Origin of the sequence: Mesorhizobium sp. M0217 (assembly GCF_040321955.1) — a bacterium.
In the GTDB taxonomy this organism is placed as follows: domain Bacteria; phylum Pseudomonadota; class Alphaproteobacteria; order Rhizobiales; family Rhizobiaceae; genus Mesorhizobium.
Genome location: NZ_JAMYSN010000003.1, coordinates 394160 through 415960 on the forward strand (window position 1 = coordinate 394160; position 21801 = coordinate 415960).

Genomic DNA, 21801 nt, shown 5'->3' on the forward strand with positions numbered 1-21801 from the left:
TGAACCCCTTTATACGCTCTGCCAGCTGGCCGGGCGGCCGCACCCGCAAAGCCGAAAGGCTGCGGGTGAGGAAAGTCCGGGCTCCATGGAAACACGGTGCCGGTTAATGGCCGGCGGGGGCGACCCCAGGGAAAGTGCCACAGAAAGCAAACCGCCACGATTTATCGGGGCAAGGGTGAAAGGGTGGGGTAAGAGCCCACCGCGCGACTGGCAACAGGAGCGGCACGGTAAACCCCACCGGGAGCAAGACCGAATAGGGACGGTGCGAGGGGAAACCTTCGAGGGCTGTTTCCGGCTCACCGTCCGGGTAGGTTGCGTGAGGCGCATGGCAACATGCGCCCAAGATGAATGGCCGCCACGTTCTCGCCCCGAAAGGGGCGAGGGCCATACAAAACCCGGCTTACAGGCCAGCTGGCAATTTCTCCCCCATATCGCGATTAATCCTTTGGATCAGCAGTCTGCGCCTTCGGGCGCAGCTGGCGATTCAGGTGCTTGAGCGATTGAATCAAGTACGCATGCTGGGGTCGAGACAAACGCATCCTTGAAGCTGGTACGATTAAATCGTACCATGATTGTCATGGTTTGATCAGGAGCGCATCATGGGTCACGTCGACAAACGCAGCATCACGCTTTCGCCGGAACTGGCGGCGGCGGTCGACGATGTCGTGGCCGCCGGCGAATATGCCTCGGCCAGCGAAGTCATCCGTGATGCGCTGCGGCAATGGAAAGACCGCCGCGATCTTCTCGGCTACACGGTCGAGGAATTGCGCAGGCTGGTTCAGGAGGGGATCGACAGCGGACCGGCGGTGGACGGCCAGCCCTTCATGGACCGGCTGCGAGCCAAATATCACAGGATGTCGGAAGCTGCAGGCTCGGAAGAGTGAAATATCGGCTGCTTCCTCAGGCGATATCAGATGTCGAAGGCATCGGTGACTACATTGCGGAACATAGCCCAAAGGGAGCCATGCGCCTTGTGGACGCTTTGGAGAGGCGCTGGACACTGCTCACCTTGCACCCGTTCTCAGGTGCGCCGCGCGATGATATCGCGCCCGGCATTCGTCATCTGATCGTCGGCGAATATGTCACTCTGTATCGCATGGGCGAAGACGCGATCGAGATCGTCCGCGTTTTGCACGGCAGGCGCGATATTGGCGCCGATTACTTGGTGACCTAACCGCCAGCTCAGATGCCGATCTTGTCCAGCGATGCCTCGATCGCCTGCCAGAGTTCTTCCACCGGCTCGCAGCCCACCGACAGGCGCACGAAGCCGGGCGGAACCGAATCTCCTCGCTTGGCCCGCCGCTCGGCGGAGGTGTGGACACCCCCGAACGACGTTGCCGCCTGCATCAGCGTGCAGTTGTTGATGAAATCCTCGGCCTTTTCCTGGGAGAGGAGTTCGAAGGACATGAGGAAGCCGAAGCGCTCCATCTGCGCCCGGGCGAGGTTGTGCGACGGGTCGCCCTCCAGCCCGGGGTAGCGCAAGCCGCTAACGGCGCGATGGTTTTTCAGGCGCTTCGCGATCACCTCGGCAGAAGAACACATGCGGTCGAAGCGTACCTCCAGCGTCTCCAGGCCGCGATGCACCAGCCAAGCCTCGAACGGGCCGGGAATGCCGCCCGCGGTCTCGCGCCAGCCGGTGACGTCCGCGATGATGTCTGGATTGCGGCTGGCGACATGGCCGAACAGCACGTCGGAATGCCCGTTGGCCGCCTTGGTGTCGGCAGCAACGACGATGTCGGCGCCGAGATCGAGCGGGCGCTGGCCGAACGGCGTCATCGTGGTGTTGTCGACGACGACGATCGCGCCCGCTTGGTGCGCGGCCTCGGCGACCGCTGTGATGTCGCAAATGTCCAATCGCGGATTTGACGGGGTTTCAACGTAGACAAGGCGGTAGCCGTCGAAGCCGCCGTCGAGGAATGTAGCTGTCGGCCGCAGATCATAGGTGACGCCGAAGGGCTTGAGGAAACGTTCGGCCAGCGCGCGTGTGGCATGGTAGCCGTCCGAAGGCAAAAGCACGCGGTCGCCGGATTTCAACAGGCCGAAAAACACCGCCGAGATTGCCGCCATTCCTGAGGGGAAGCCGACGCATGGCGCGTCTTCGAGATGCGCCAGCATGTGCTCGACTGCATCCCAGGTGGCGTTGCTGTAACGGCCGTACTGACTGTAGCCGGCGCCGTCGCCCGGGTTGTGGAAAATAGCGGCCATGGTCAGCGGCAATGGGATGGGGTCGCCTTTGGCAAGTCCGTCGCGCCGCAGATGGGCAAGGGAGGCCGCGCGGGACCTGGCTGTTTCGGACATGGATTTCTGCCTTGTTGCTCAGCGAAAAGACTGACGACGCTATTCGCGGCAGTGATGCGCGGCAAGCCGCTTCCGCTTGGGCCAGCCCGCTCTAAACGGTTCGTTAGGCTTAATGGGAGATAAAGACGGGAGTGTTGTCAGAGCTGCTCTCACCGGTTGTGGCGCGCGTTGTGAAGCCTGTTCCCGTTGACGCCCATAGTGCCCCATGATATCCCATTTCGATACCAAAGCCTTCGTTTCGCGTCAGGGTAAAGCGTACGCCAATCGGGCAGCCGCGGCGGCTGTGCGTTTGCGGGGTTTTGCCGCTGGGATCGAAGCGGATTTTCGGCAGGGGACGCGCTTCGGCGCGGACGAAAACATGGAGAGGGGTGCGGCGGCGGAAGCGGCTGCAGCGTGTCATGGACCGGTTTCTGTCAAGCGCGGTGAACAGGATCGATGCGAAGGGGCGGGTCTCCGTTCCGGCGCATTTCCGCGCGGTCGTGCAGAAACGCGGCTATTCGGAGCTCTACGCGCTGCGCGGACTGGACGTGCCTGCGATGGACGTCGGCGGCCTCGATCTGCTCGACCGCTACGAACAGCGCATCGCGCTGGAAGACCCTTTTTTGCAGACGGCGGACGATATGTCGTTCTTCTGCCATGGCGACGGGACGTTCCTGAAGCTCGATCAGGATGGCCGCATCACGATGAGCGATTTCATCCGCGAGCATACGGGCATCACAAGCGAAGTGGCCTTTGTCGGCCGTGGCAATTTCTTTCAAGTTTGGGAGCCTGGACGGCTGGCCGCCTATGGGGCGCAGGCGCGGGCCCGGCTTTTGCAGCTTCGGCAGGGGACGAAGGCTCACGAGGGCAAGGCTGGGGAGCGGCCGGAATGATGGCGGATCACGGCGATGATCTCAGCGCCGTTGGCGGACCGGTCCGCCACATTCCGGTCCTCCTTGCCGAAGTGCTGGAAGCGCTCTCGCCCAAAGAAGGCGATGTGATCGTCGACGGCACGTTCGGCGCCGGCGGCTACACCAAGGCGATCCTGGCGAGCGGCGCCTCGGTGGTGGCGATCGATCGCGATCCCGATGCGATTGCCGCCGGGCGCGGCCTGGAACAGCAATCCGGCGGCAGGCTGAGGCTGGTGCAGGCGCCGTTCTCGACGCTGGACGAACAGGTCGAAAGCGCCGACGGCGTTGTCCTCGACATCGGCATTTCCTCCATGCAGGTCGACCAGCCCGAGCGCGGCTTTTCGTTCCGCACGGACGGGCCGCTCGACATGCGCATGGCGCAGGCGGGTTTGAGTGCTGCCGACGTCGTCAATTCGTTCAAGATAGGCGACCTTGCCCGCATCTTCGGCTTCCTCGGCGAAGAGCGGAATGCCGGGCGCATCGCCCGCATGATCGAGTCACGCCGCGAAAAACGGTTGTTTGAGCGTACGCTTGATCTCGCCGACGCCATCGAGACGCATATCGGCCGCGCGCCGAAAGACAAAATCCATCCGGCCACCCGCGTCTTCCAGGCGCTGCGCATTTTCGTCAATGACGAGCTGGGCGAATTGGCCAAAGCCCTAATGGCATCCGAGCGGGTATTGAAGCCCAGCGGGCGGCTTGCCGTGGTGACGTTCCACTCGCTGGAAGACCGCATCGTCAAGCGCTTCATCGCCGACCGCGCCGATGTCGCCACCGGCTCACGTCATTTGCCCGAGGCGCATGCGCGCACCGCGACCTTCCGCAAGGCCGGTGGCGGCGTGACGGCAGGCGATGCCGAAGTCGCTGCCAATCCGCGGGCGCGCTCGGCCAGGCTGCGTGCCGCCATCCGCACCGAGGCGCCGGCGCGCGCCGGTGATCTCACCGTTTTCGGACTTCCAAAACTTCCCGGCATCCAGGCGCCGCGAGAGAGGTGAATACGTGTTTCGAACCAGCGACATAGTCCTGATCGCCGTCATGGTCTCGGCCGCGGCTCTGACCTACAAGGCCAAGCGCGAGGCCGAGGAACAGCTGGCTTCGGTGCAGAAGATCGAGGCGCAGATCCGCTATGAGGAGGACACGATCGACCTGCTCAAGGCCGACTGGAGCCTGCTGACCCAGCCGTCGCGCCTGCAGAAGCTGGCTGAAATCTACAAATCGCAGCTCGCACTCGAGCCGGTCAATGCGCGGCAGATCGTCGGGCTCGACGACCTGCCGGCAAAACCGCTCAACATCGAGGACCTGTCGTCGCAGCGGCTTGGCGGCATGGCCGACAATTCCGGCAAAGGACCAGCCGACAAGGATCCCGTGGTGACCGGAGCCATCGTCCAATGATCGCTGGATTTCCAATGCGCCCCAAACTTCCGTCGATCGGCAAATTGCTGAAGCGCCGCGCACGGACCGGCGAGGACGGCTCCATCGTCGTCGAGGGCGCGCGCAAGGCGACCGGCGGCAAGGCCAAGACCCGCATCGTGATGACCATGGCGGTGTTCTTCGGCATCTATTCGACCATCGCCGGGCGGCTGGTCTATCTCGGTTTTCAGTCCCCCGACATGTCGAATGGGCCGCAAAGCCGGGTGACGGCGTCGCGTCCCGACATCGTCGACCGCAACGGCGAGGTGCTGGCGACCGACATCAAGACGGCATCGCTGTTTGCCGAGCCGCGCCGCATCGTCGATGCCGACGAGGCGATCGAAAAGCTGTCGACCATTCTGCCAGATATCGACCCCGAGCAGACCTATCACAAGCTGAAGAGCGGCGCCGGCTTCGTCTGGCTGCAGCGGCAGCTGACGCCCAAGCAGCAGGCCGACATCATGCAGCTCGGCATTCCCGGAATCGGCTTTCGCACCGAAAAGCGCCGCTTCTATCCGGCCGGCGTGACCTCGTCCTACATTGTCGGCCTCACCAACATCGACAATCAGGGCATCTCCGGCATGGAGAAATACATTGACGAGCAGGGCCTGAGCGACCTGCAGGCCTCAGGCTTGGCGATCGCCAAGGATCTGAAGCCGGTTCAGCTGTCGATCGACCTGCGCGTCCAGCATGTGGTGCGCGACGAGATTGCCGCCGGCCTCGAGCGCTATCGCGCCATGGGCGCCGGCGCCGTCGTGCTCAACATCAAGACCGGCGAAGTGGTGGCGATGGCCTCGGTGCCGGATTTCGATCCGAACAATCCCTTCAATGCGCAGGACAAGGATCGGCTGAACCGCATGTCGGCCGGCCTCTACGAGATGGGCTCGACCTTCAAGAGCTTTACCTCGGCCATGGCGCTCGATTCCGGCAAGGCGAATATGAACAGCCGTTTCGACGCCTCGCATCCGATCCGGGTCGGCCATCAGGCCATCCACGATTTCCATGGCAAGAACCGCGTGCTGTCATTGCCGGAGGTGTTCCTTTACTCCTCCAATATCGGATCGGCCCGTGAGGCCGAAATGGTCGGCATCGAGGGGCACCGCGAATTCCTGCATCGCCTTGGCCTTCTGGACAGGATGCAGACCGAACTGCCTGAGGTCGCGCGCCCGACCGAACCGAAGGTCTGGAAACAGGTCAACTCCTTCACCATCGCCTTCGGCCATGGTGTGTCGACGACGCCGCTGCAGGCCGCCGTCGGCTGCGCGGCGCTGATGCAGGGCTATTTGATCCCGCCGACTTTCCTGGTCCGCAGCGAGCAGGATGCCATGGCGGTGGCCAAGAGAGTGGTCAGCGAAAAGACTGTGGAGGGCATGCGCTACCTCTACACGCTCAATGCCGAGAAAGGCTCGGCCAGAAACGCCAGGGCCCCCGGCTACCGCGTTGGCGGCAAGACCGGAACCGCCGAGAAGGTGATCAATGGCCGCTACTCGAAGGAACTGAATTTCAACACCTTCGTCGCCGCCTTCCCGATGGACGATCCGCAATATCTGGTGTTTACGATCGCCGACGCTCCGCACCCGGAAAAGCCCGGGATGACCGACGTCGCCGCCAACAATGCGGGTGTCATGGCCGGAAACATCATCAGGCGGGCAGCCGCCATGCTTGGCGTGAAGCCAGATTTCAGCCATGAAAATGGCGCAACGCTGGTTTCCTATCAGTGATTCTTAGGGCGCGCCGGCAACTGCGCGCTATTTTGTTGAGATAAACGGGGTTCGATGCACCTGAGAGATTTAGCCGGTATCCTGCCTGTCGAGGGAACATCTTCCCGCGATGTGGAGGTAACCGGGATTTCGTCGGATTCCCGCACGGTCAAGACCGGCGTGGTCTTTTTCGCGCTCGCCGGCAGCAAGGCGGATGGTTCGGCCTATGCCGCCGATGCGGCAAAGCGCGGCGCAGCGGCGGTTGTCGTGGGCAAGGCCGGCGCCGTTTCCGGCCTGTCCGTCCCGGTGCTCAGCGTCGACGACCCACGCCTGGCGCTGGCGCTGAGCGCGGCACGTTTCTTCGGCAGCCAGCCGGAGACGATGGTCGCGGTTACCGGCACCGCAGGCAAGACCTCGGTCGCCGCCTTCATCCGGCAGATCTGGGAGCAGGCCGGCTTTGCCGCCGCGTCCATTGGCACCACCGGCGTGGTGGCGCCGGGCCGCAACGATTACGGTTCGCTGACCACGCCCGATCCGGTGGCTTTGCACCAGTTGCTCAAGGAATTGGCGGAGGCCGGCGTCACCCACGCCTCGATGGAGGCTTCCAGCCATGGTCTCGACCAGCGCCGCCTCGATGGCGTCAAGCTCGCCGCGGGCGGTTTCACCAATCTCGGCCGCGACCATATGGACTATCATCCGACGGTCGAGGACTACCATCGCGCCAAATTGCGCCTGTTCGACACGCTGCTGCCGAAAGGCGCGCCGGCGGTCATCTTTGCCGACGATCCGTGGTCGGCGCCGACCATCCAGGCTGCGCAGGCCGCGGGGCTCAATGTGCTGACTGTCGGCCGCCATGGCGATTTCCTGCGCCTGAAGCGGGTCGAGCACGAGCGCCACCGCCAGCGCGCCGAGGTCGAAGCCGACGGCGTGCTCTACGAGATCGACCTGCCGCTCGCCGGCGACTTCCAGATCGCCAATGCCCTGGTTTCGGCCGGGCTGGCCATTTCCACTGGAACGCCGGTCGCCAAAGCTTTGATGGCATTGGAGAAACTTCAGGGGGCACCGGGACGGCTCGACCTTGTCGGCGCCACCGCCAATGGCGCGCCCGTCTATGTCGACTATGCCCACAAGCCGGATGCGCTGGAAAATGTGCTGGCCGCCGTGCGCCCATTCACCACCGGGCGCGTCATCGTCGTGTTCGGCTGCGGCGGCGACCGCGACCGGGGCAAGCGGCCGATCATGGGCGAGATCGCCACGCGGCTCGCCGATGTCGTCATCGTCACCGACGACAATCCGCGCTCGGAAGTGCCGGAAACGATCCGTGCCGCGATCCTGGCGGCCGCACCCGGCGCCATTGAAATCGGCGACCGCCGCAAGGCGATCCACGAAGCGGTCGCCATGCTGAAAGCGGGCGATACGCTGATCGTTGCCGGCAAGGGCCATGAAGAGGGCCAGACTATCGGCGCCGAGACTTTTCCGTTCTCCGACCACGAAGAAGTCCGGTCGGCGCTGCGGGAGCGGGCCGCATGAGCGTGCTCTGGACTTCCGACGCGCTGGTCGACGCCATGGGCGGTCGGCCGCTCGGGCCGATGCCGGAGGGAATTTCGGGGATCTCGATCGACAGCCGCAGCCTGCAGCCGGGCGACGCCTTCTTCGCCATCAAGGGCGAGGCGATGGACGGCCATGACTTCGCGACCGCGGCGATCAAGGCCGGCGCCGGCGTTCTGGTCGTCGCCGAGGGCAAATTGCCGTCGCTTGGGCGGCTGACGGCGCCGATGATCGTCGTGCAGGATGTGCTGGCAGCACTGGAGAAACTCGGTGTTGCCGCCCGCGCCCGTTCCAGCGCAAAAATCATCGCGGTGACCGGATCGGCCGGCAAGACCACCACCAAGGAGGCGCTGCGTCATGTGCTGTCGGCCGTCGGCACGGTGCATGCTTCGGCGCAGTCCTTCAACAATCATTGGGGCGTGCCGCTGACGCTGGCGCGCATGCCCGGCGATTGCGACTATGCGGTGTTCGAGATCGGCATGAACCATCCCGGCGAGATCCGGCCGTTGGTCAAGATGGTCCGGCCACATGTGGCCATCGTCACGATGATCGCCGCCGCGCATCTCGGCTTCTTTAGAAATCTCGACGAGATCGCCAAGGCCAAGGCCGAGATTTTTGAAGGCATCGAGCCCGGCGGTGCGGCCTTGCTCAACCGCGACGATGCGCGCTGGAAGCTGCTCGACAAGATGGCGCGGGCCGCCGGCGTCGAACATGTCTTTGGCTTCGGCGAGAATGCACGGTCGACCTACAAGCTGACCAAATGCGAGCTGCATGCCGGTCATTCCGATATCACCGCCAGGATCGGCGGTCAGGATGTCGTTGCCCGGATCGGCGCGCCTGGCCGCCACATGGTGCAGAATGTGCTCGCCGTTCTTGGCGCGGCGCATCTCGTTGAAGCTGACATCGCAAAGGTGGCGGAAGCGCTGGCCGATCTCTCTGCGGAGCGTGGCCGTGGCAAGCGCCATGTGCTGCGCCATCCCAAGGGACCGATCACACTGATCGACGAGAGCTACAACGCCAATCCGGCCTCGATGGCTGCTGCCATGGCGCTGCTCAACGCGACGCCTGTCACGGGCGAGGGCCGGCGCATCGCCGTGCTCGGCGACATGCTCGAGCTCGGCGACCATTCGGCCAAGCTGCATGCAGCCCTGGCCGAATTGATCGTCGGGACCGGCACGCACACGGTCTTTCTCGGCGGCCCGGAAATGCGGGCGCTGGCAGACATCCTGCCCGACGAGATCAAAACGGAATACCGCGCCGGCGCCGAGGAATTGAAGCCGCTGTTGTTGTCGACGCTGAAGGCCGGCGACGTTGTGATGATCAAATCGTCGAAAGGCATCGGCTTTTCAAAGCTGGTCGAGGCCTTGCTCGGCAAATATCCGGCGGAAGCCGCAGGCACGAAACAGAACTAGTCCGGGGGACGGAATCGCATGTTTACATTGCTCGTCGATTTTGCGGACAAGGTCTCGGTCTTCAATGTCTTCCGCTACATTACCTTCCGCACCGGCGGTGCGCTGATCACCTCGGCGTTGATCGTCTTCATCTTCGGGCCGACCATCATCAATTCGCTGAGGCTGCGGCAAGGCAAGGGCCAGCCGATCCGTGCCGATGGCCCGCAGACGCATTTCAAGAAGGCCGGCACGCCGACCATGGGCGGGCTGATGATCCTGTGCGGCATCGTCGGCTCGTCGCTTCTATGGGCGAACCTCTCCTCGATCTATGTCTGGGTGGTGCTCTTGGTGACGCTGGGCTTCGGTTCGATCGGCTTTTACGACGACTATCTCAAGGTAACCAAGCAGTCGCATCTCGGCTTTTCCGGCAAGGCGCGGCTGGCGTTGGAATTCGTCATCGCCGGCATCGCCGCCTGGGCGATCATGCATAATGGCCAGGCGCCGTTCTCGTCGTCGCTGACCTTCCCCTTCGCCAAGGAATTCATCATCAATCTCGGCTGGTTCTTCGTGCCGTTCTCCTGCTTCGTCATCGTCGGCGCCGGCAATGCGGTGAATTTGACCGATGGCCTCGACGGGCTGGCGATCGTGCCGATCATGATTGCGGCGGCATCCTTCGGCGTCATCGCCTACCTCTCCGGCAATGCGGTGTTCGCCGAATATCTGCAGATCCATTTCGTGCCCGGCACTGGCGAGCTGGCTGTCGTGCTTGGCGCCGTCATCGGCGCCGGCCTCGGCTTCCTCTGGTTCAACGCCCCGCCGGCGGCGATCTTCATGGGCGACACCGGTTCGCTGGCCATGGGTGGCCTGATCGGTACGGTCGCGGTCGCCACCAAGCACGAAATCGTGCTGGTCATCGTCGGCGGATTGTTCGTCGTGGAAATCCTGTCGGTCATCATCCAGGTCGGCTACTTCAAGATGACCGGCAAGCGCGTCTTCCTGATGGCGCCTATCCATCATCATTTCGAAAAGCTCGGCTGGACCGAAAGCCAGGTGGTGATCCGCTTCTGGATCATCGCCGTCATCCTGGCGCTGGTCGGCCTGTCGACCCTCAAGCTGAGATAGGAACCCGCTTGATCCCCGCCGCATCCTTTTCGGGCAAACGCGTTTCGCTCTTCGGGCTCGGTGGCTCGGGGACCGCCACGGCGCGCGCGCTGATCGAGGGCGGCGCCGACGTGCTCGCCTGGGACGACAATCCCGATAGCGTCGCCAAGGCTGCTGACCAAGGCATTGCGACCGCCGATCTGCGCGGCGCCGACTGGTCGAAATTCTCGGCCTTCGTGCTCTCACCCGGCGTGCCGCTGACGCATCCCAAGCCGCACTGGACGGTGGAGTTGGCGCGTGGCTCCGGCGTCGAGGTGATCGGCGATATCGAATTGTTCTGCCGCGAGCGGATTGCGCGCGCGCCTGATGCGCCGTTCATCGCTATCACCGGCACCAACGGCAAGTCGACGACCACGGCGCTGACCGCGCATATCCTCAAATCGGCAGGGCGCGACACGCAGATGGGCGGCAATATCGGCCGGGCCATCATGACGCTCGATCCACCGCAGGCTGACCGGGACTATGTCGTCGAGTGTTCGTCCTACCAGATCGATCTCGCGCCCTCGATCAACCCGACGGCCGGCATCCTGCTCAACCTGACGCCCGACCATCTCGACCGCCACGGCACCATGCAGCATTACGCTTCGATCAAGGAGCGGCTGGTTGCCGGCAGCGAGACGGCGATCGTCGGCGTTGACGATTCCTGGTGCGCGCAGATCGCTGACCGGCTGGAGAGGGCGGGCCGGGAGGTGATCCGCATCTCCAAGCGGCTGCCGCTGACCGACGGCTATTTCGCCGACGGCTCTGATCTGATGGAAGCCGTGCATGGCCGCTACAGCCGCGTCGCCTTCCTCGAAGGCATCGGTTCGTTGCGCGGCCAGCACAATGCGCAGAACGCGCTTGCCGCCGTCGCAGCTTGCCTCAAGGTCGGCTTGAGCCTGGGCGAAATCCAGGCGGGACTGGAAAGCTTCCCCGGCCTCGCGCATCGCATGGAGCAGGTCGGCCGCAAGGATCATGTGCTGTTCGTCAACGATTCCAAGGCGACCAATGCCGATGCGGCGGCACCGGCGCTGTCGAGTTTTTCGCGCATTTACTGGATCGCCGGCGGACTGCCCAAGGAAGGCGGCATCGAGCCGCTGCGCGGTTTCTTCCCGCGCGTCGCCAAGGCCTATCTGATCGGCGAGGCGGCGCCCGCATTCTCGGCGACGCTCGGCGAAGCCGTGCCCTATGAAATCTCGGGCACCCTGGCCGCCGCGGTCGACCATGCCGCGAAAGACTCGGCCAAGGATGACAACGGCGAGGTGGTGGTACTGCTGTCGCCGGCCTGCGCCAGTTTCGACCAGTTCAAGAATTTCGAAGTTCGCGGCGAAGCCTTCAGGCAAGCTGCGAATGCTATCGAGGGCGTGAAACCCATCGGAGGGGCACGATAATGCAAAGCCGTCTCGACAAAAGCCCGGTTGCAACCTGGTGGTGGACGATCGATCGCTGGTTCCTGGCGGCGTTCCTGTCGCTGATGGGGCTTGGCATCGTCTTGTCCTTTGCGGCAAGCCCGGCGGTGGCCGAACGCATCGGCCTCGACAGTTTCCACTTTGCCACCAGGCAGATCATCTTCACCGTGCCGGCGCTCGGCGTGATGCTGGCAGTGTCCTTCCTGGAATCGCGGCAGATCCGGCGTATGGCGCTGATCATCCTGGGGATCATGCTGGTGCTGATGGTCGCCGTGCTCTATATCGGCGTCGAGGTGAAAGGCGCGCGGCGCTGGGTGTCGTTTGTCGGCATGTCGATCCAGCCGTCGGAATTTCTGAAACCCGCCTTCGTCATCGTCTGCGCCTGGCTGTTCGCCGAACACAAGCGCCAGCCCGACATTCCGGGCAATTTGTTTGCCATGCTGCTGCTGATCCTGGTCATCTCGCTTCTGGTGGCGCAGCCCGATCTCGGCCAGACCATGCTGGTGACCGGCACCTGGGGCGTCATGTTCTTCATGGCCGGCCTGCCCTGGCTATGGATCATCGCGCTTGGCGCCACCGGCGCCGGCGGCCTGTTTGCCGCTTATACGGTGTTCCCGCACGTCGCCGCCCGCATCGACAAATTCCTGACCGGCGAAGGCGACACGTTCCAGGTCGACATGGGCCGCGAGGCGCTGATCAACGGCCACTGGTTCGGCGTCGGCCCGGGCGAGGGCACGGTCAAGCGCGTCATCCCCGACGCGCATGCCGATTTCGTGTTTTCGGTCGCCGGCGAAGAGTTCGGGCTGATCATGTGCTTCTTCATCATGTCGATCTTCGCCTTCATCGTGCTGCGCGGCTTGAGCACGGCATTGAAGGAACATGATGATTTCACCCGCTACGCCGTCGGCGGTCTCGTCACCGTGTTCGGCCTGCAGTCGGTCATCAACATGTGCGTCAACCTGCAACTGATGCCGGCCAAGGGCATGACGCTGCCTTTCATCTCCTATGGCGGCTCCTCGCAGATCGCCATTGCCATCTCGATGGGCATGGTGCTGGCGCTGACGCGCAAGCGACCGGAAAAGCGCAAGCAGATGGGCTTTGCCCTGTCGCAGCGCGCCCTGCCGGCGGAGTGATATGGCGCGGGGTGTCATCCTTCTCGCGGCTGGCGGAACCGGCGGACATCTGTTTCCGGCCGAGGCGCTGGCGCATGAGCTGATCGAGCGCGGCTGGGGCGTGCATCTGGCGACGGACGACCGCGCCGAGCGCTTTGCCGGCCATTTCCCGGCCGCCGCCATCCATCCGATCCAGTCGGCGACGATGGGCTCGAAAAACCCCGCCGCTCTGCTCGGAGCGTTCTGGAAGATCTGGCGCGGCGTGCGCCAGGCCTCCGCCGTCATCGCCAGGATCAAGCCTGATGCGGTCGTCGGCTTTGGCGGTTATCCGACCTTGCCACCGCTCTATGCCGCGACGCGGCGCAAGCTGCCGACGCTGATCCATGAGCAGAACGCGGTCATGGGCCGCGCCAACCGGGCGCTGTCCGGGCGTGTCGATGCGATTGCCGGCGGCTTCCTGCCGCAAGATGAAAGTGCCACAGGCGCCAAGACGGTGACGACAGGCAATCCGGTCAGGCCGCCAATCCTGGAGGCGGCAAAGACGCCCTACACCGCATCCAAAGGGGCGGATCCGTTCAGGCTCCTGGTGTTCGGCGGCAGCCAGGGCGCGCAGTTCTTTTCCGATGCCATGCCGGCGGCGATCGCACTTCTGCCGGAGGCGCAGCGCAAGCGGCTGGTGATCACCCAGCAGGCCCGCGCCGACGACGTGGCGCGGGTGAAGGCTGGCTATGCGGCACTCGGCGTCCATGTCGAGGTCTCGCCCTTCTTCACCGATATGGCACAGCGCATGGGCGCGGCGCATCTGGTGATCTCGCGCTCCGGCGCCTCGACGGTTTCGGAGATCGCCGTCATCGGCCGGCCGGCGCTGCTGGTGCCTTATCCCTATGCGCTGGATCACGATCAGGCGGCGAACGCAGCCGCCCTTGCCGCGGCGGGCGGCGGCGAGGTGCATCCGCAATCGTCACTGTCGCCGGAGCGCATCGCGGCTCTCATTGGCGGGCTGATGGACACTCCCGAGCGGCTGACGGCCATGGCTGCCGGAGCGAAGTCGGCTGGCCGGCCGAACGCGGCACGGTTGCTCGCTGATCTCACAGAGGCTATTGCGTCCAGAAAAACCGTTTCGGATTTCAGGAAAGGGACGCATTGATGAAGATGCCGCAGACCATCGGCCTTGTGCATTTCATCGGCATTGGCGGGATCGGCATGAGCGGCATCGCCGAGGTTCTGCACAATCTCGGCTACAAGGTGCAGGGTTCGGACCAGGCCGACAGCGCCAATGTCCAGCGGCTGCGCGACAAGGGCATCGAATGCTTTGTCGGCCACAAGGCCGAGAATATCGGCGCGGCCGAAGTGGTGGTCGTCTCCACCGCGATCAAGAAATCCAATCCCGAGCTGAAGGCCGCGCGGGAGAAGTTGCTCCCAATTGTCCGCCGGGCCGAGATGCTGGCCGAACTGATGCGCTTCCGCCAGGCGGTCGCGATCGGTGGCACACATGGCAAGACCACAACCACGTCGATGGTGGCGACGCTGCTCGATGCCGGCGGGCTCGACCCGACGGTGATCAATGGCGGCATCATCAATGCCTATGGCACCAATGCCCGTATGGGCGATGGCGAGTGGATGGTGGTCGAAGCCGACGAAAGCGACGGCACCTTCCTCAAGCTGCCGGCCGAGATCGCCGTCGTCACCAACATCGATCCCGAGCATCTGGACCATTATGGCAGTTTCGACAAGGTGCGCGAGGCCTTCCGGCAATTCGTCGAGAACGTGCCGTTCTACGGTTTTGGCGTGATGTGCACCGACCATCCGGAAGTACAGGCGCTGGTCAGCCGCATCGAGGACCGCCGCGTCATCACCTATGGCGAGAACGCGCAGGCCGATGTGCGTTTCACCAACCACCGCATGGCCGGTGCCGTCTCGGCATTCGACGTGGTGATCCGCGACCGCAAGACCGGCGGCCAGACGACGATATCGGATCTGCGGCTGCCGATGCCCGGCCGCCACAACGTCTCCAACGCCACCGCCGCAATTGCGGTCGCGCATGAACTCGGCCTGTCGGCCGAAGCGATCAAGAAGGGGCTGTCGTCCTTTGCCGGCGTCAAGCGGCGCTTCACCCACACCGGCTCGTGGAACGGCGTCGACATCTTCGACGATTACGGCCACCACCCGGTCGAGATCACGGCGGTGTTGAAAGCGGCGCGCAGCGCCACCAAGGGCCGCGTCATCGCCATTGCGCAGCCGCACCGCTTCACCCGGCTGCACGATCTGTTCGACGAGTTTTCGGTCTGTTTCAACGATGCCGACACGGTGATGGTGGCGCCGGTCTATGCGGCGGGCGAGGAGCCGATCGACGGCGTGACCTCGGAGGCGCTGGTGTCGCGCATCCGCTCCGGCGGCCATCGCGATGCGCGCTACGTCGAAACCCCTGCCGCGATTTCGCCCGTCATCCGCGCGTTGGCGAAACCGGGCGACTTCGTCATCTTCCTGGGCGCCGGCAACATCACCCAATGGGCCTATGCGCTGCCTGGGGAACTCGGCGGTACCGTCTCATGATGCGCGGCCAGGACCTGCTCGACAAACTTGGCGACCGGCTTGCCGGCCTGCGCGGCCGCATCACGCCCAATGCCGAGATGGACAAGATCACATGGTTCCGAGCCGGCGGTCTGGCGGACGCCCTGTTCCAGCCGGCCGACGAGGAGGATCTGGCTGCCTTCCTGCGCGCCGTGCCGGAGGACATCCCGCTCACCATCGTCGGTGTCGGCTCCAACCTCCTGGTGCGCGACGGCGGCATTCCGGGTTTCGTCATCCGGCTTTCGGCCAAGGGTTTTGGCGAGACCGAGGTGGTTTCGCCGACCGTCATCAAGGCCGGTGCGGCGACGCCCGACAAGCGCGTCGCGGCCGTCGCTTATGAGGCCGGCATTGGCGGCTTTCATTTCTATCACGGCATTCCCGGCGCCATCGGCGGGGCGCTGAGGATGAATGCCGGCGCCAATGGCGTCGAGACGCGGGAACGTGTCGTCGAGGTGCGGGCGCTCGACCGCAAGGGCAATCACCACACGCTCAGTAATGACGACATGGGCTATGCCTATCGTCACTCGGCCGCACCTGCCGGGCTGATCTTCACCTCCGCCGTTTTCGAAGGTGTTCTGGAAGACCCAGAGGCGATCAAGGCGGCCATGGACGCCGTCCAGACGCATCGCGAGACGGTGCAGCCGATCCGCGAGAAGACCGGCGGCTCGACCTTCAAGAATCCGGAAGGCACCTCGGCCTGGAAGGAAATCGACAAGGCCGGCTGCCGCGGGCTGATGATCGGCGGCGCGCAGATGTCGCCGATGCACTGCAACTTCATGATCAACACCGGAACAGCGACCGGATACGACCTCGAATATCTCGGCGAGACGGTGCGCGCCCGCGTGCTTGAAAATTCAGGCATCCGCCTGCAGTGGGAAATCAAGCGGCTCGGCAATTTCCGCCCCGGCCATGCCGTGCAGGAATTCCTCGGACAGCTTCTTTAGCGCAAGCTGAAGTTCATGTGATGCTTGAACTTCAAACGGTCTGAAACAACAGCGCCACCGTTGCTCCAAAGACTCACAACACGCTTTTTCCGGCCGTTTTCGCGGAAAGTGAATCTGTCGGAATCATAAGCACTTGCCAGCGAATCAACTCTCTGATTCTCTGCCTTAAAGCGTTTCCTGATTTGAGTCGTTCGACGCGTCGACCGCGTTTTCCGTCTGGGGGGGCAACCTGCCGGGAGACTCGGACTCAATCTGATCGCTGAATGCGTGGTTGCGGGCCCGCCGTGAGAGGGATGACGGGATATGAAGAACAAGCATGTGGCTGTCCTCCTGGGCGGATTCTCGTCCGAGCGGCCCGTGTCTCTGTCTTCGGGAAAGGCGTGTGCGGATGCGCTTGAGAATGAAGGCTACCAAGTTACCCGCGTCGATGTTGCGCGCGATGTCGGCGCCGTGCTCACCGAACTCAAGCCCGATGTCGTCTTCAACGCACTGCACGGCCCGTTCGGTGAAGACGGCACCATCCAGGGCATCCTCGAATATCTGGCCATTCCCTACACCCATTCGGGCGTGCTCGCCTCGGCGCTCGCCATGAACAAGGAGCAAGCCAAGAAGGTCGCCAAGGCTGCCGGCATCGCGGTGGCGGAATCGAAGGTTGCCAGCCGCTTTGCCATCCAGAACAAGCATCCGATGAAGCCGCCCTACGTGGTCAAGCCGGTCAATGAAGGCTCAAGCTTCGGCGTCGTCATCGTGCATGAAGGGCAGTCGCATCCGCCGCAGGTCATCGGCTCGTCCGAATGGAAATATGGCGAGACCGTAATGGTCGAGCGCTACATCCATGGGCGCGAGCTGACCTGCGCCGTCATGGGCGACGTGGCGCTCGGCGTCTGCGAGATCATTCCGACCGGCCATTCCTTCTACGACTATGATTCAAAATACGTCGCCGGCGGATCAAAACACGAAATCCCTGCTAAAATTTCATCAAATATTTACCAAAAAATACAGACACTGGCGCTCAAGGCACATCTGGCTATCGGCTGCCGGGGCGTTTCCCGATCGGACTTCCGCTATGACGACCGTCACTCCGAAAACGGCGAGATTGTCTGGCTCGAGATCAACACTCAGCCGGGCATGACGCCGACGTCTTTGGTGCCTGAAATCGCCGCCCAGGCCGGGCACTCGTTTGGCGAATTGTTGAGTTGGATGGTGGAGGACGCTTCGTGTCTGCGTTGAAATGGGGACAGGACAAGGGCAGGGGCGGCGCCGGGCCGGCGCTGTTCGGCATGCCGTTGTCGTTCGACCATTTCGTGCTGCCGCGCGTGCTGCGCCGGCCGGTGCGCGTGCTGGCGCGCCTGGGCGGCGGCGACTTCGTCGCGCCGCGCTTTTCCGCGGCCATCCTGTCGGCTTCGCTCATTGCATCAAGCAGCCTCTATGGCGCCATTCTCGGCGGTCATGCCGACGACATCGTCCAGAGCATCACCGCCCGGACCGGCTTTGCCGTCGACCAGATCAAGGTGGTCGGCAACCGCCAGACTTCGGAGATCGACATACTGGACCGGCTCGAGCTCGACGGCTGGACGTCACTGATCGGCTTCGATGCCGAGGCTGCGCGTGAACGTATTGATACCTTGCCCTGGGTCGAAGTGGCGGCGGTGCGCAAGGTCTATCCACATACGCTGGAAGTGCGTGTCGAGGAGCGCGAGCCCTTCGCGCTCTGGCAGCAGGGCGCCGAGCTTTCGGTCATCGAACGCTCCGGCGCGGTGATCGCGCCATTCTCCGGCGGCAAGCAGGCGCTGCTGCCGCTGATCATCGGCACCGGCGCGCCGGCCAAGGCCCCCGACTTCGTGGCCAAGATCAAGAAATTTCCCGAGCTCGCGGCTCGGGTCAAAGGCTATATCCGCATCGGCGAACGGCGCTGGGACCTTAAGCTGGAAAACGGCATCACGATCAAGCTGCCCGAGGATGGCGAGGATCAGGCGATCGCCGATCTGGTTCGGATGGACCACGACAACGGGCTTCTGACGCGGGACATCGCCGCCGTCGACATGCGCATCTCCGATCGCCTGGTGGTGCAGCTGACGCCGGAAGCGGCGACGCAGCGCCAGGCCGCGCTCAATGAAAAGCCGCAAAATCTGAAGCGCAAGTCGGGGACGAAGATATGAGCTGGCTTGGCGGCAACAGCGATGCCTCTTCGCGGCGTTCCGGCACGCTCACCGTGCTGGATGTCGGCTCAAGCAAGGTTTGCTGCGTGGTGGCGAAACTGAAGCCGCGCGAGGACGGCAAGCTGTTGCGCGGCCGCTCGCACCGCATCCAGGTGATCGGCATCGGCCACCAGAAATCGCAAGGCGTGAAGTCGGGCGTGGTCGTCGATCTCGACCGCGCGGAGCACGCCATTCGCCTGTCCGTCGACGCAGCCGAACGCATGGCGGGACTGACCGTGGATTCGCTGATCGTCAACATGACGGCCGGCCGGCTGAAGAGCGAAACCTATTCGGCCACCATCAATCTCGGTGGCCATCAGGCCGACGAAGCCGACATCAAGCGCGTGCTTGCCGCCGGCGCCAAGCAGGCGCTCAAGGCCGAACGCGACGTGATCCATTCGCTGCCCGTCGGCTTTTCGCTGGACGCCGAGCGCGGCGTGCGCGATCCGCGCGGCATGGTCGGCGACCAACTCGGCGTCGATATGCATGTGCTGACGGGCGATGCCGCGCCGCTGCGCAATCTGGAGCTCTGCATCAACCGCTCGCATCTTTCGGTCGAGCGCATGGTGGCGACGCCCTATGCCAGCGGGCTTGCGGCCCTGGTCGACGACGAACTGGAAATGGGTGCGGCCTGCATCGACATGGGCGGCGGCACGACGACCATCTCGGTGTTTTCGGAAGGCAAATTCGTCCACGCCGATGCCATTGCCATCGGCGGCAATCATGTGACGCTCGATATGGCCAAGGGCCTGTCGACCTCGCTCGACGCCGCGGAGCGGCTGAAGGTGATGCATGGTTCGGCGCTGCCTGGCAGTGCCGACGATCGCGACCTGGTCTCGATCCAGCCGATCGGCGAAGACGGCGAGATGCCGCTGCAGATCCCGCGCTCGGTGATGACGCGCGTCATCCGCGCCCGCATCGACGAAACGCTGGAACTGTTGCGCGACCGGCTGAACAAGTCGGGCTACGGCAATGCCGTGGGAAAACGCGTCGTGCTGACCGGCGGCGCCAGCCAGCTTGCGGGTCTCCCCGAGGCGGCGCGCCGCATTCTGGGACGCAATGTGCGCATCGGACGCCCGCTCGGCGTGGCGGGCCTGCCGGAAGCTGCCAAGGGGCCGGCTTTCTCGACGGCGGTCGGGCTGCTGATCTACCCGCAGATGGCGAGCTTCGAGAGCCATCCGGCGAAAGGAATTTCCGGTCTCAGGATGACCGGGACGGGCGGAAAACTGCATCGCATGAGTCAGTGGTTGAGAGACAGTTTCTAATTGACGGGGACAGCCCCATAGGCGGCCGCGGCGGCGAAGCGGCGGGAAAGGCAAAGGACGGAGACAATGACGATCAATCTGCAAAAGCCGGACATCACCGAGCTCAAGCCGCGGATCACCGTATTCGGTGTCGGCGGCGGCGGCGGCAATGCCGTCAACAACATGATCACCGCGGGCTTGCGCGGTGTCGAGTTCGTCGTGGCCAACACCGATGCACAGGCGCTGACCATGTCGAAGGCCGAGCGGCTGATCCAGCTCGGCGCGCATGTCACCGAGGGGCTCGGCGCCGGCTCGCAGCCTGAAGTGGGCCGTGCGGCGGCGGAAGAGTGCATCGATGAGATCATCGATCATCTCTCCAACACCCATATGTGCTTCGTCACCGCCGGTATGGGTGGCGGCACCGGAACCGGTGCGGCTCCCGTGGTTGCCCGCGCGGCGCGCGAACGGGGTATCCTCACCGTCGGCGTCGTCACCAAGCCGTTCCATTTCGAAGGCCAGCGCCGCATGAAGACGGCGGATCTCGGCATCGAGGAGCTGCAGAAATGTGTCGATACCCTGATCGTCATCCCCAACCAGAACCTGTTCCGGCTGGCGAATGACAAAACCACCTTTGCCGACGCCTTCGCCATGGCCGACCAGGTGCTCTACTCCGGTGTTGCCTGCATCACCGACCTGATGGTCAAGGAAGGCCTGATCAATCTCGACTTCGCCGACGTGCGTTCGGTGATGCGCGAAATGGGCAAGGCGATGATGGGCACCGGCGAAGCTTCGGGCGAGGGCCGCGCGATGGCCGCCGCCGAGGCGGCGATCGCCAATCCGTTGCTCGACGAGACCTCGATGAGGGGCGCCAAGGGCCTGCTGATCTCGATCACCGGCGGCCGCGACCTGACCCTGTTCGAAGTCGACGAGGCCGCGACCCGCATCCGCGAGGAAGTCGACCAGGACGCCAACATTATCCTCGGCGCCACCTTCGACGAGGAACTCGAAGGCGTCATCCGCGTCTCGGTGGTCGCCACCGGCATCGACAAATCGGCAGCTGAAATCGCCGCGGCGCCGATCTCGATCCGGGCCGTGCCGCCGCAGCAGAAGCCGGTCAGCCGCCCAGCGGCTCCGGGGGCGGAAGGCCGTCCGGTACCGGTCCAGCAGCAGACCTATGAGCAGCGCGCGGCCGATCCGGTGGCCGAGGCGATCCAGCTTGCCGAGGCCAATGCGGCGGCAATGGCTCGTCCGGCGCCGATGGCCCAGGCGGAAGATTTCCGCCCGCAGAGCAAGATCTTCCAGGCCCCGCCTGCCCAGCCGCAGCCTGTCGTGCAGCAGGTGATGCAACCGGCGCCGATGCGGGAAATGCCGCAGCCTGTGGCTGCCGCACCGCAGCGCATGCCGCGGGTGGAGGATTTTCCGCCGGTGGTGCGGGCCGAGGTGGAAGCCAAGGGCCGTCCGGCCGACCATGAAAACAGCGGGCCGATGGGGCTGCTCAAGCGGCTCACCAACGGGCTGACGCGCCGCGAAGAAGAGCCGGCCCGGTTGCAGCCGGCACAGCCGCGCGAACCGAAACTGCGCCAGGCGGCGCCGGAAATGCGCCGCCTTGCCAGCCAGGATCCGCAGCTTTACGCGCCGCGCCGCGGCCAGCTCGACGATCAGGGCCGGTTGACGCCGCAGACCAGGTCGACCCAGGAAGACGACCAGCTGGAGATACCGGCTTTCCTGCGCCGCCAGGCCAACTGAGCCGTTAACGGTATGTAACACTTGTTAACAGGCAGACGAGAGATTGTCTGCCTGTTAACGTTTAAAGTGGTTTAATAACAAGGCGTTACGATGTGACGCTCAAGGTCTGTCGCGGTTACACAGAGTAAGAAACCGTGATTTGGAGTCTCCCTGACAGACCATTATCTTTGCCGCAGCACTTTCGGTGTGCTGGGATTCGG

Annotated in this window: 19 protein-coding genes and 1 other RNA gene; 19 read left to right on the plus strand and 1 reads right to left on the minus strand. The window is 64.0% G+C overall.

The window, feature by feature from the left end:
- The first annotated feature begins 21 nt into the window (after positions 1-21).
- From rnpB to NKJ18_RS08865, 3 genes are all read left to right on the plus strand, one after another.
- An RNA gene (rnpB, locus tag NKJ18_RS08855) (RNase P RNA component class A) lies at positions 22-419 on the plus strand.
- Positions 420-599: 180 nt separating this feature from the next.
- A complete protein-coding gene (locus NKJ18_RS08860) occupies positions 600-884 on the plus strand; it encodes a type II toxin-antitoxin system ParD family antitoxin (RefSeq protein ID WP_023668264.1) in 285 nt (94 codons plus the stop codon).
- On the plus strand, positions 881-1174 hold the full coding sequence (locus NKJ18_RS08865) for a type II toxin-antitoxin system RelE/ParE family toxin (protein WP_352758105.1): 294 nt from the start codon (positions 881-883) through the stop codon (positions 1172-1174). The genes NKJ18_RS08860 and NKJ18_RS08865 overlap by 4 nt, the downstream gene beginning before the upstream one ends.
- 8 nt (positions 1175-1182) lie before the next feature.
- On the opposite strand, the gene NKJ18_RS08870 is transcribed toward NKJ18_RS08865, so the two are convergent.
- Positions 1183-2298: a cystathionine gamma-lyase gene (locus tag NKJ18_RS08870; RefSeq protein ID WP_352758106.1), complete on the minus strand. Its 1116-nt coding sequence runs from the start codon at positions 2296-2298 to the stop codon at positions 1183-1185.
- A 398-nt stretch (positions 2299-2696) separates the two neighbouring features.
- Here NKJ18_RS08870 and mraZ point away from each other — a divergent pair, with 398 nt between their 5' ends.
- The 16 genes from mraZ (at position 2697) to ftsZ (ending at position 21601) form a co-directional block, all read left to right on the plus strand.
- On the plus strand, positions 2697-3170 hold the full coding sequence (gene mraZ / locus NKJ18_RS08875; protein ID WP_023690870.1) for a division/cell wall cluster transcriptional repressor MraZ: 474 nt from the start codon (positions 2697-2699) through the stop codon (positions 3168-3170).
- Positions 3167-4183, plus strand: coding sequence for a 16S rRNA (cytosine(1402)-N(4))-methyltransferase RsmH (gene rsmH, locus NKJ18_RS08880; RefSeq protein WP_352758107.1), 1017 nt, complete (start codon positions 3167-3169; stop codon positions 4181-4183). Before mraZ ends, rsmH begins: the two co-directional genes overlap by 4 nt.
- A 4-nt stretch (positions 4184-4187) precedes the next feature.
- Entirely contained in the window at positions 4188-4580 is a 393-nt protein-coding gene (ftsL, locus tag NKJ18_RS08885; protein WP_023682142.1) for a cell division protein FtsL, read from the plus strand.
- 14 nt (positions 4581-4594) lie between these two features.
- A complete protein-coding gene (locus tag NKJ18_RS08890) occupies positions 4595-6319 on the plus strand; it encodes a peptidoglycan D,D-transpeptidase FtsI family protein (protein ID WP_352712346.1) in 1725 nt (574 codons plus the stop codon).
- A gap of 54 nt (positions 6320-6373) precedes the next feature.
- The gene (locus tag NKJ18_RS08895) at positions 6374-7828 is read left to right on the plus strand and encodes a UDP-N-acetylmuramoyl-L-alanyl-D-glutamate--2,6-diaminopimelate ligase (protein ID WP_352758108.1); all 1455 of its coding nucleotides are present in this window, start codon (positions 6374-6376) and stop codon (positions 7826-7828) included.
- Positions 7825-9258, plus strand: coding sequence for a UDP-N-acetylmuramoylalanyl-D-glutamyl-2,6-diaminopimelate--D-alanyl-D-alanine ligase (locus tag NKJ18_RS08900; protein ID WP_352758109.1), 1434 nt, complete (start codon positions 7825-7827; stop codon positions 9256-9258). The genes NKJ18_RS08895 and NKJ18_RS08900 overlap by 4 nt, the downstream gene beginning before the upstream one ends.
- An 18-nt stretch (positions 9259-9276) precedes the next feature.
- Positions 9277-10359 carry a phospho-N-acetylmuramoyl-pentapeptide-transferase gene (mraY, locus tag NKJ18_RS08905; protein WP_023668273.1) on the plus strand — a complete coding sequence of 361 codons (1083 nt, stop codon included), beginning with the start codon at positions 9277-9279 and terminating at the stop codon, positions 10357-10359.
- Positions 10360-10367: 8 nt separating this feature from the next.
- Positions 10368-11768: a UDP-N-acetylmuramoyl-L-alanine--D-glutamate ligase gene (murD, locus tag NKJ18_RS08910; RefSeq protein WP_023688030.1), complete on the plus strand. Its 1401-nt coding sequence runs from the start codon at positions 10368-10370 to the stop codon at positions 11766-11768.
- Positions 11768-12919: a putative lipid II flippase FtsW gene (ftsW, locus tag NKJ18_RS08915; protein WP_023668275.1), complete on the plus strand. Its 1152-nt coding sequence runs from the start codon at positions 11768-11770 to the stop codon at positions 12917-12919. The genes murD and ftsW overlap by 1 nt, the downstream gene beginning before the upstream one ends.
- A gap of 1 nt (position 12920) precedes the next feature.
- Complete coding sequence (gene murG, locus NKJ18_RS08920) at positions 12921-14045, plus strand: undecaprenyldiphospho-muramoylpentapeptide beta-N-acetylglucosaminyltransferase (protein ID WP_352758110.1); 1125 nt, start codon at positions 12921-12923, stop codon at positions 14043-14045.
- A complete protein-coding gene (murC, locus tag NKJ18_RS08925) occupies positions 14045-15451 on the plus strand; it encodes a UDP-N-acetylmuramate--L-alanine ligase (RefSeq protein WP_023668277.1) in 1407 nt (468 codons plus the stop codon). Before murG ends, murC begins: the two co-directional genes overlap by 1 nt.
- On the plus strand, positions 15448-16413 hold the full coding sequence (gene murB, locus NKJ18_RS08930; RefSeq protein ID WP_352758111.1) for a UDP-N-acetylmuramate dehydrogenase: 966 nt from the start codon (positions 15448-15450) through the stop codon (positions 16411-16413). The genes murC and murB overlap by 4 nt, the downstream gene beginning before the upstream one ends.
- Before the next feature lie 303 nt (positions 16414-16716).
- A complete protein-coding gene (locus NKJ18_RS08935) occupies positions 16717-17643 on the plus strand; it encodes a D-alanine--D-alanine ligase (RefSeq protein ID WP_023668279.1) in 927 nt (308 codons plus the stop codon).
- On the plus strand, positions 17631-18572 hold the full coding sequence (locus tag NKJ18_RS08940; protein WP_023725356.1) for a cell division protein FtsQ/DivIB: 942 nt from the start codon (positions 17631-17633) through the stop codon (positions 18570-18572). Before NKJ18_RS08935 ends, NKJ18_RS08940 begins: the two co-directional genes overlap by 13 nt.
- Positions 18569-19876 carry a cell division protein FtsA gene (ftsA, locus tag NKJ18_RS08945; protein WP_023688034.1) on the plus strand — a complete coding sequence of 436 codons (1308 nt, stop codon included), beginning with the start codon at positions 18569-18571 and terminating at the stop codon, positions 19874-19876. The genes NKJ18_RS08940 and ftsA overlap by 4 nt, the downstream gene beginning before the upstream one ends.
- Positions 19877-19942: 66 nt before the next feature.
- Positions 19943-21601, plus strand: coding sequence for a cell division protein FtsZ (ftsZ, locus tag NKJ18_RS08950; protein ID WP_352758112.1), 1659 nt, complete (start codon positions 19943-19945; stop codon positions 21599-21601).
- Positions 21602-21801: the final 200 nt, after the last annotated feature.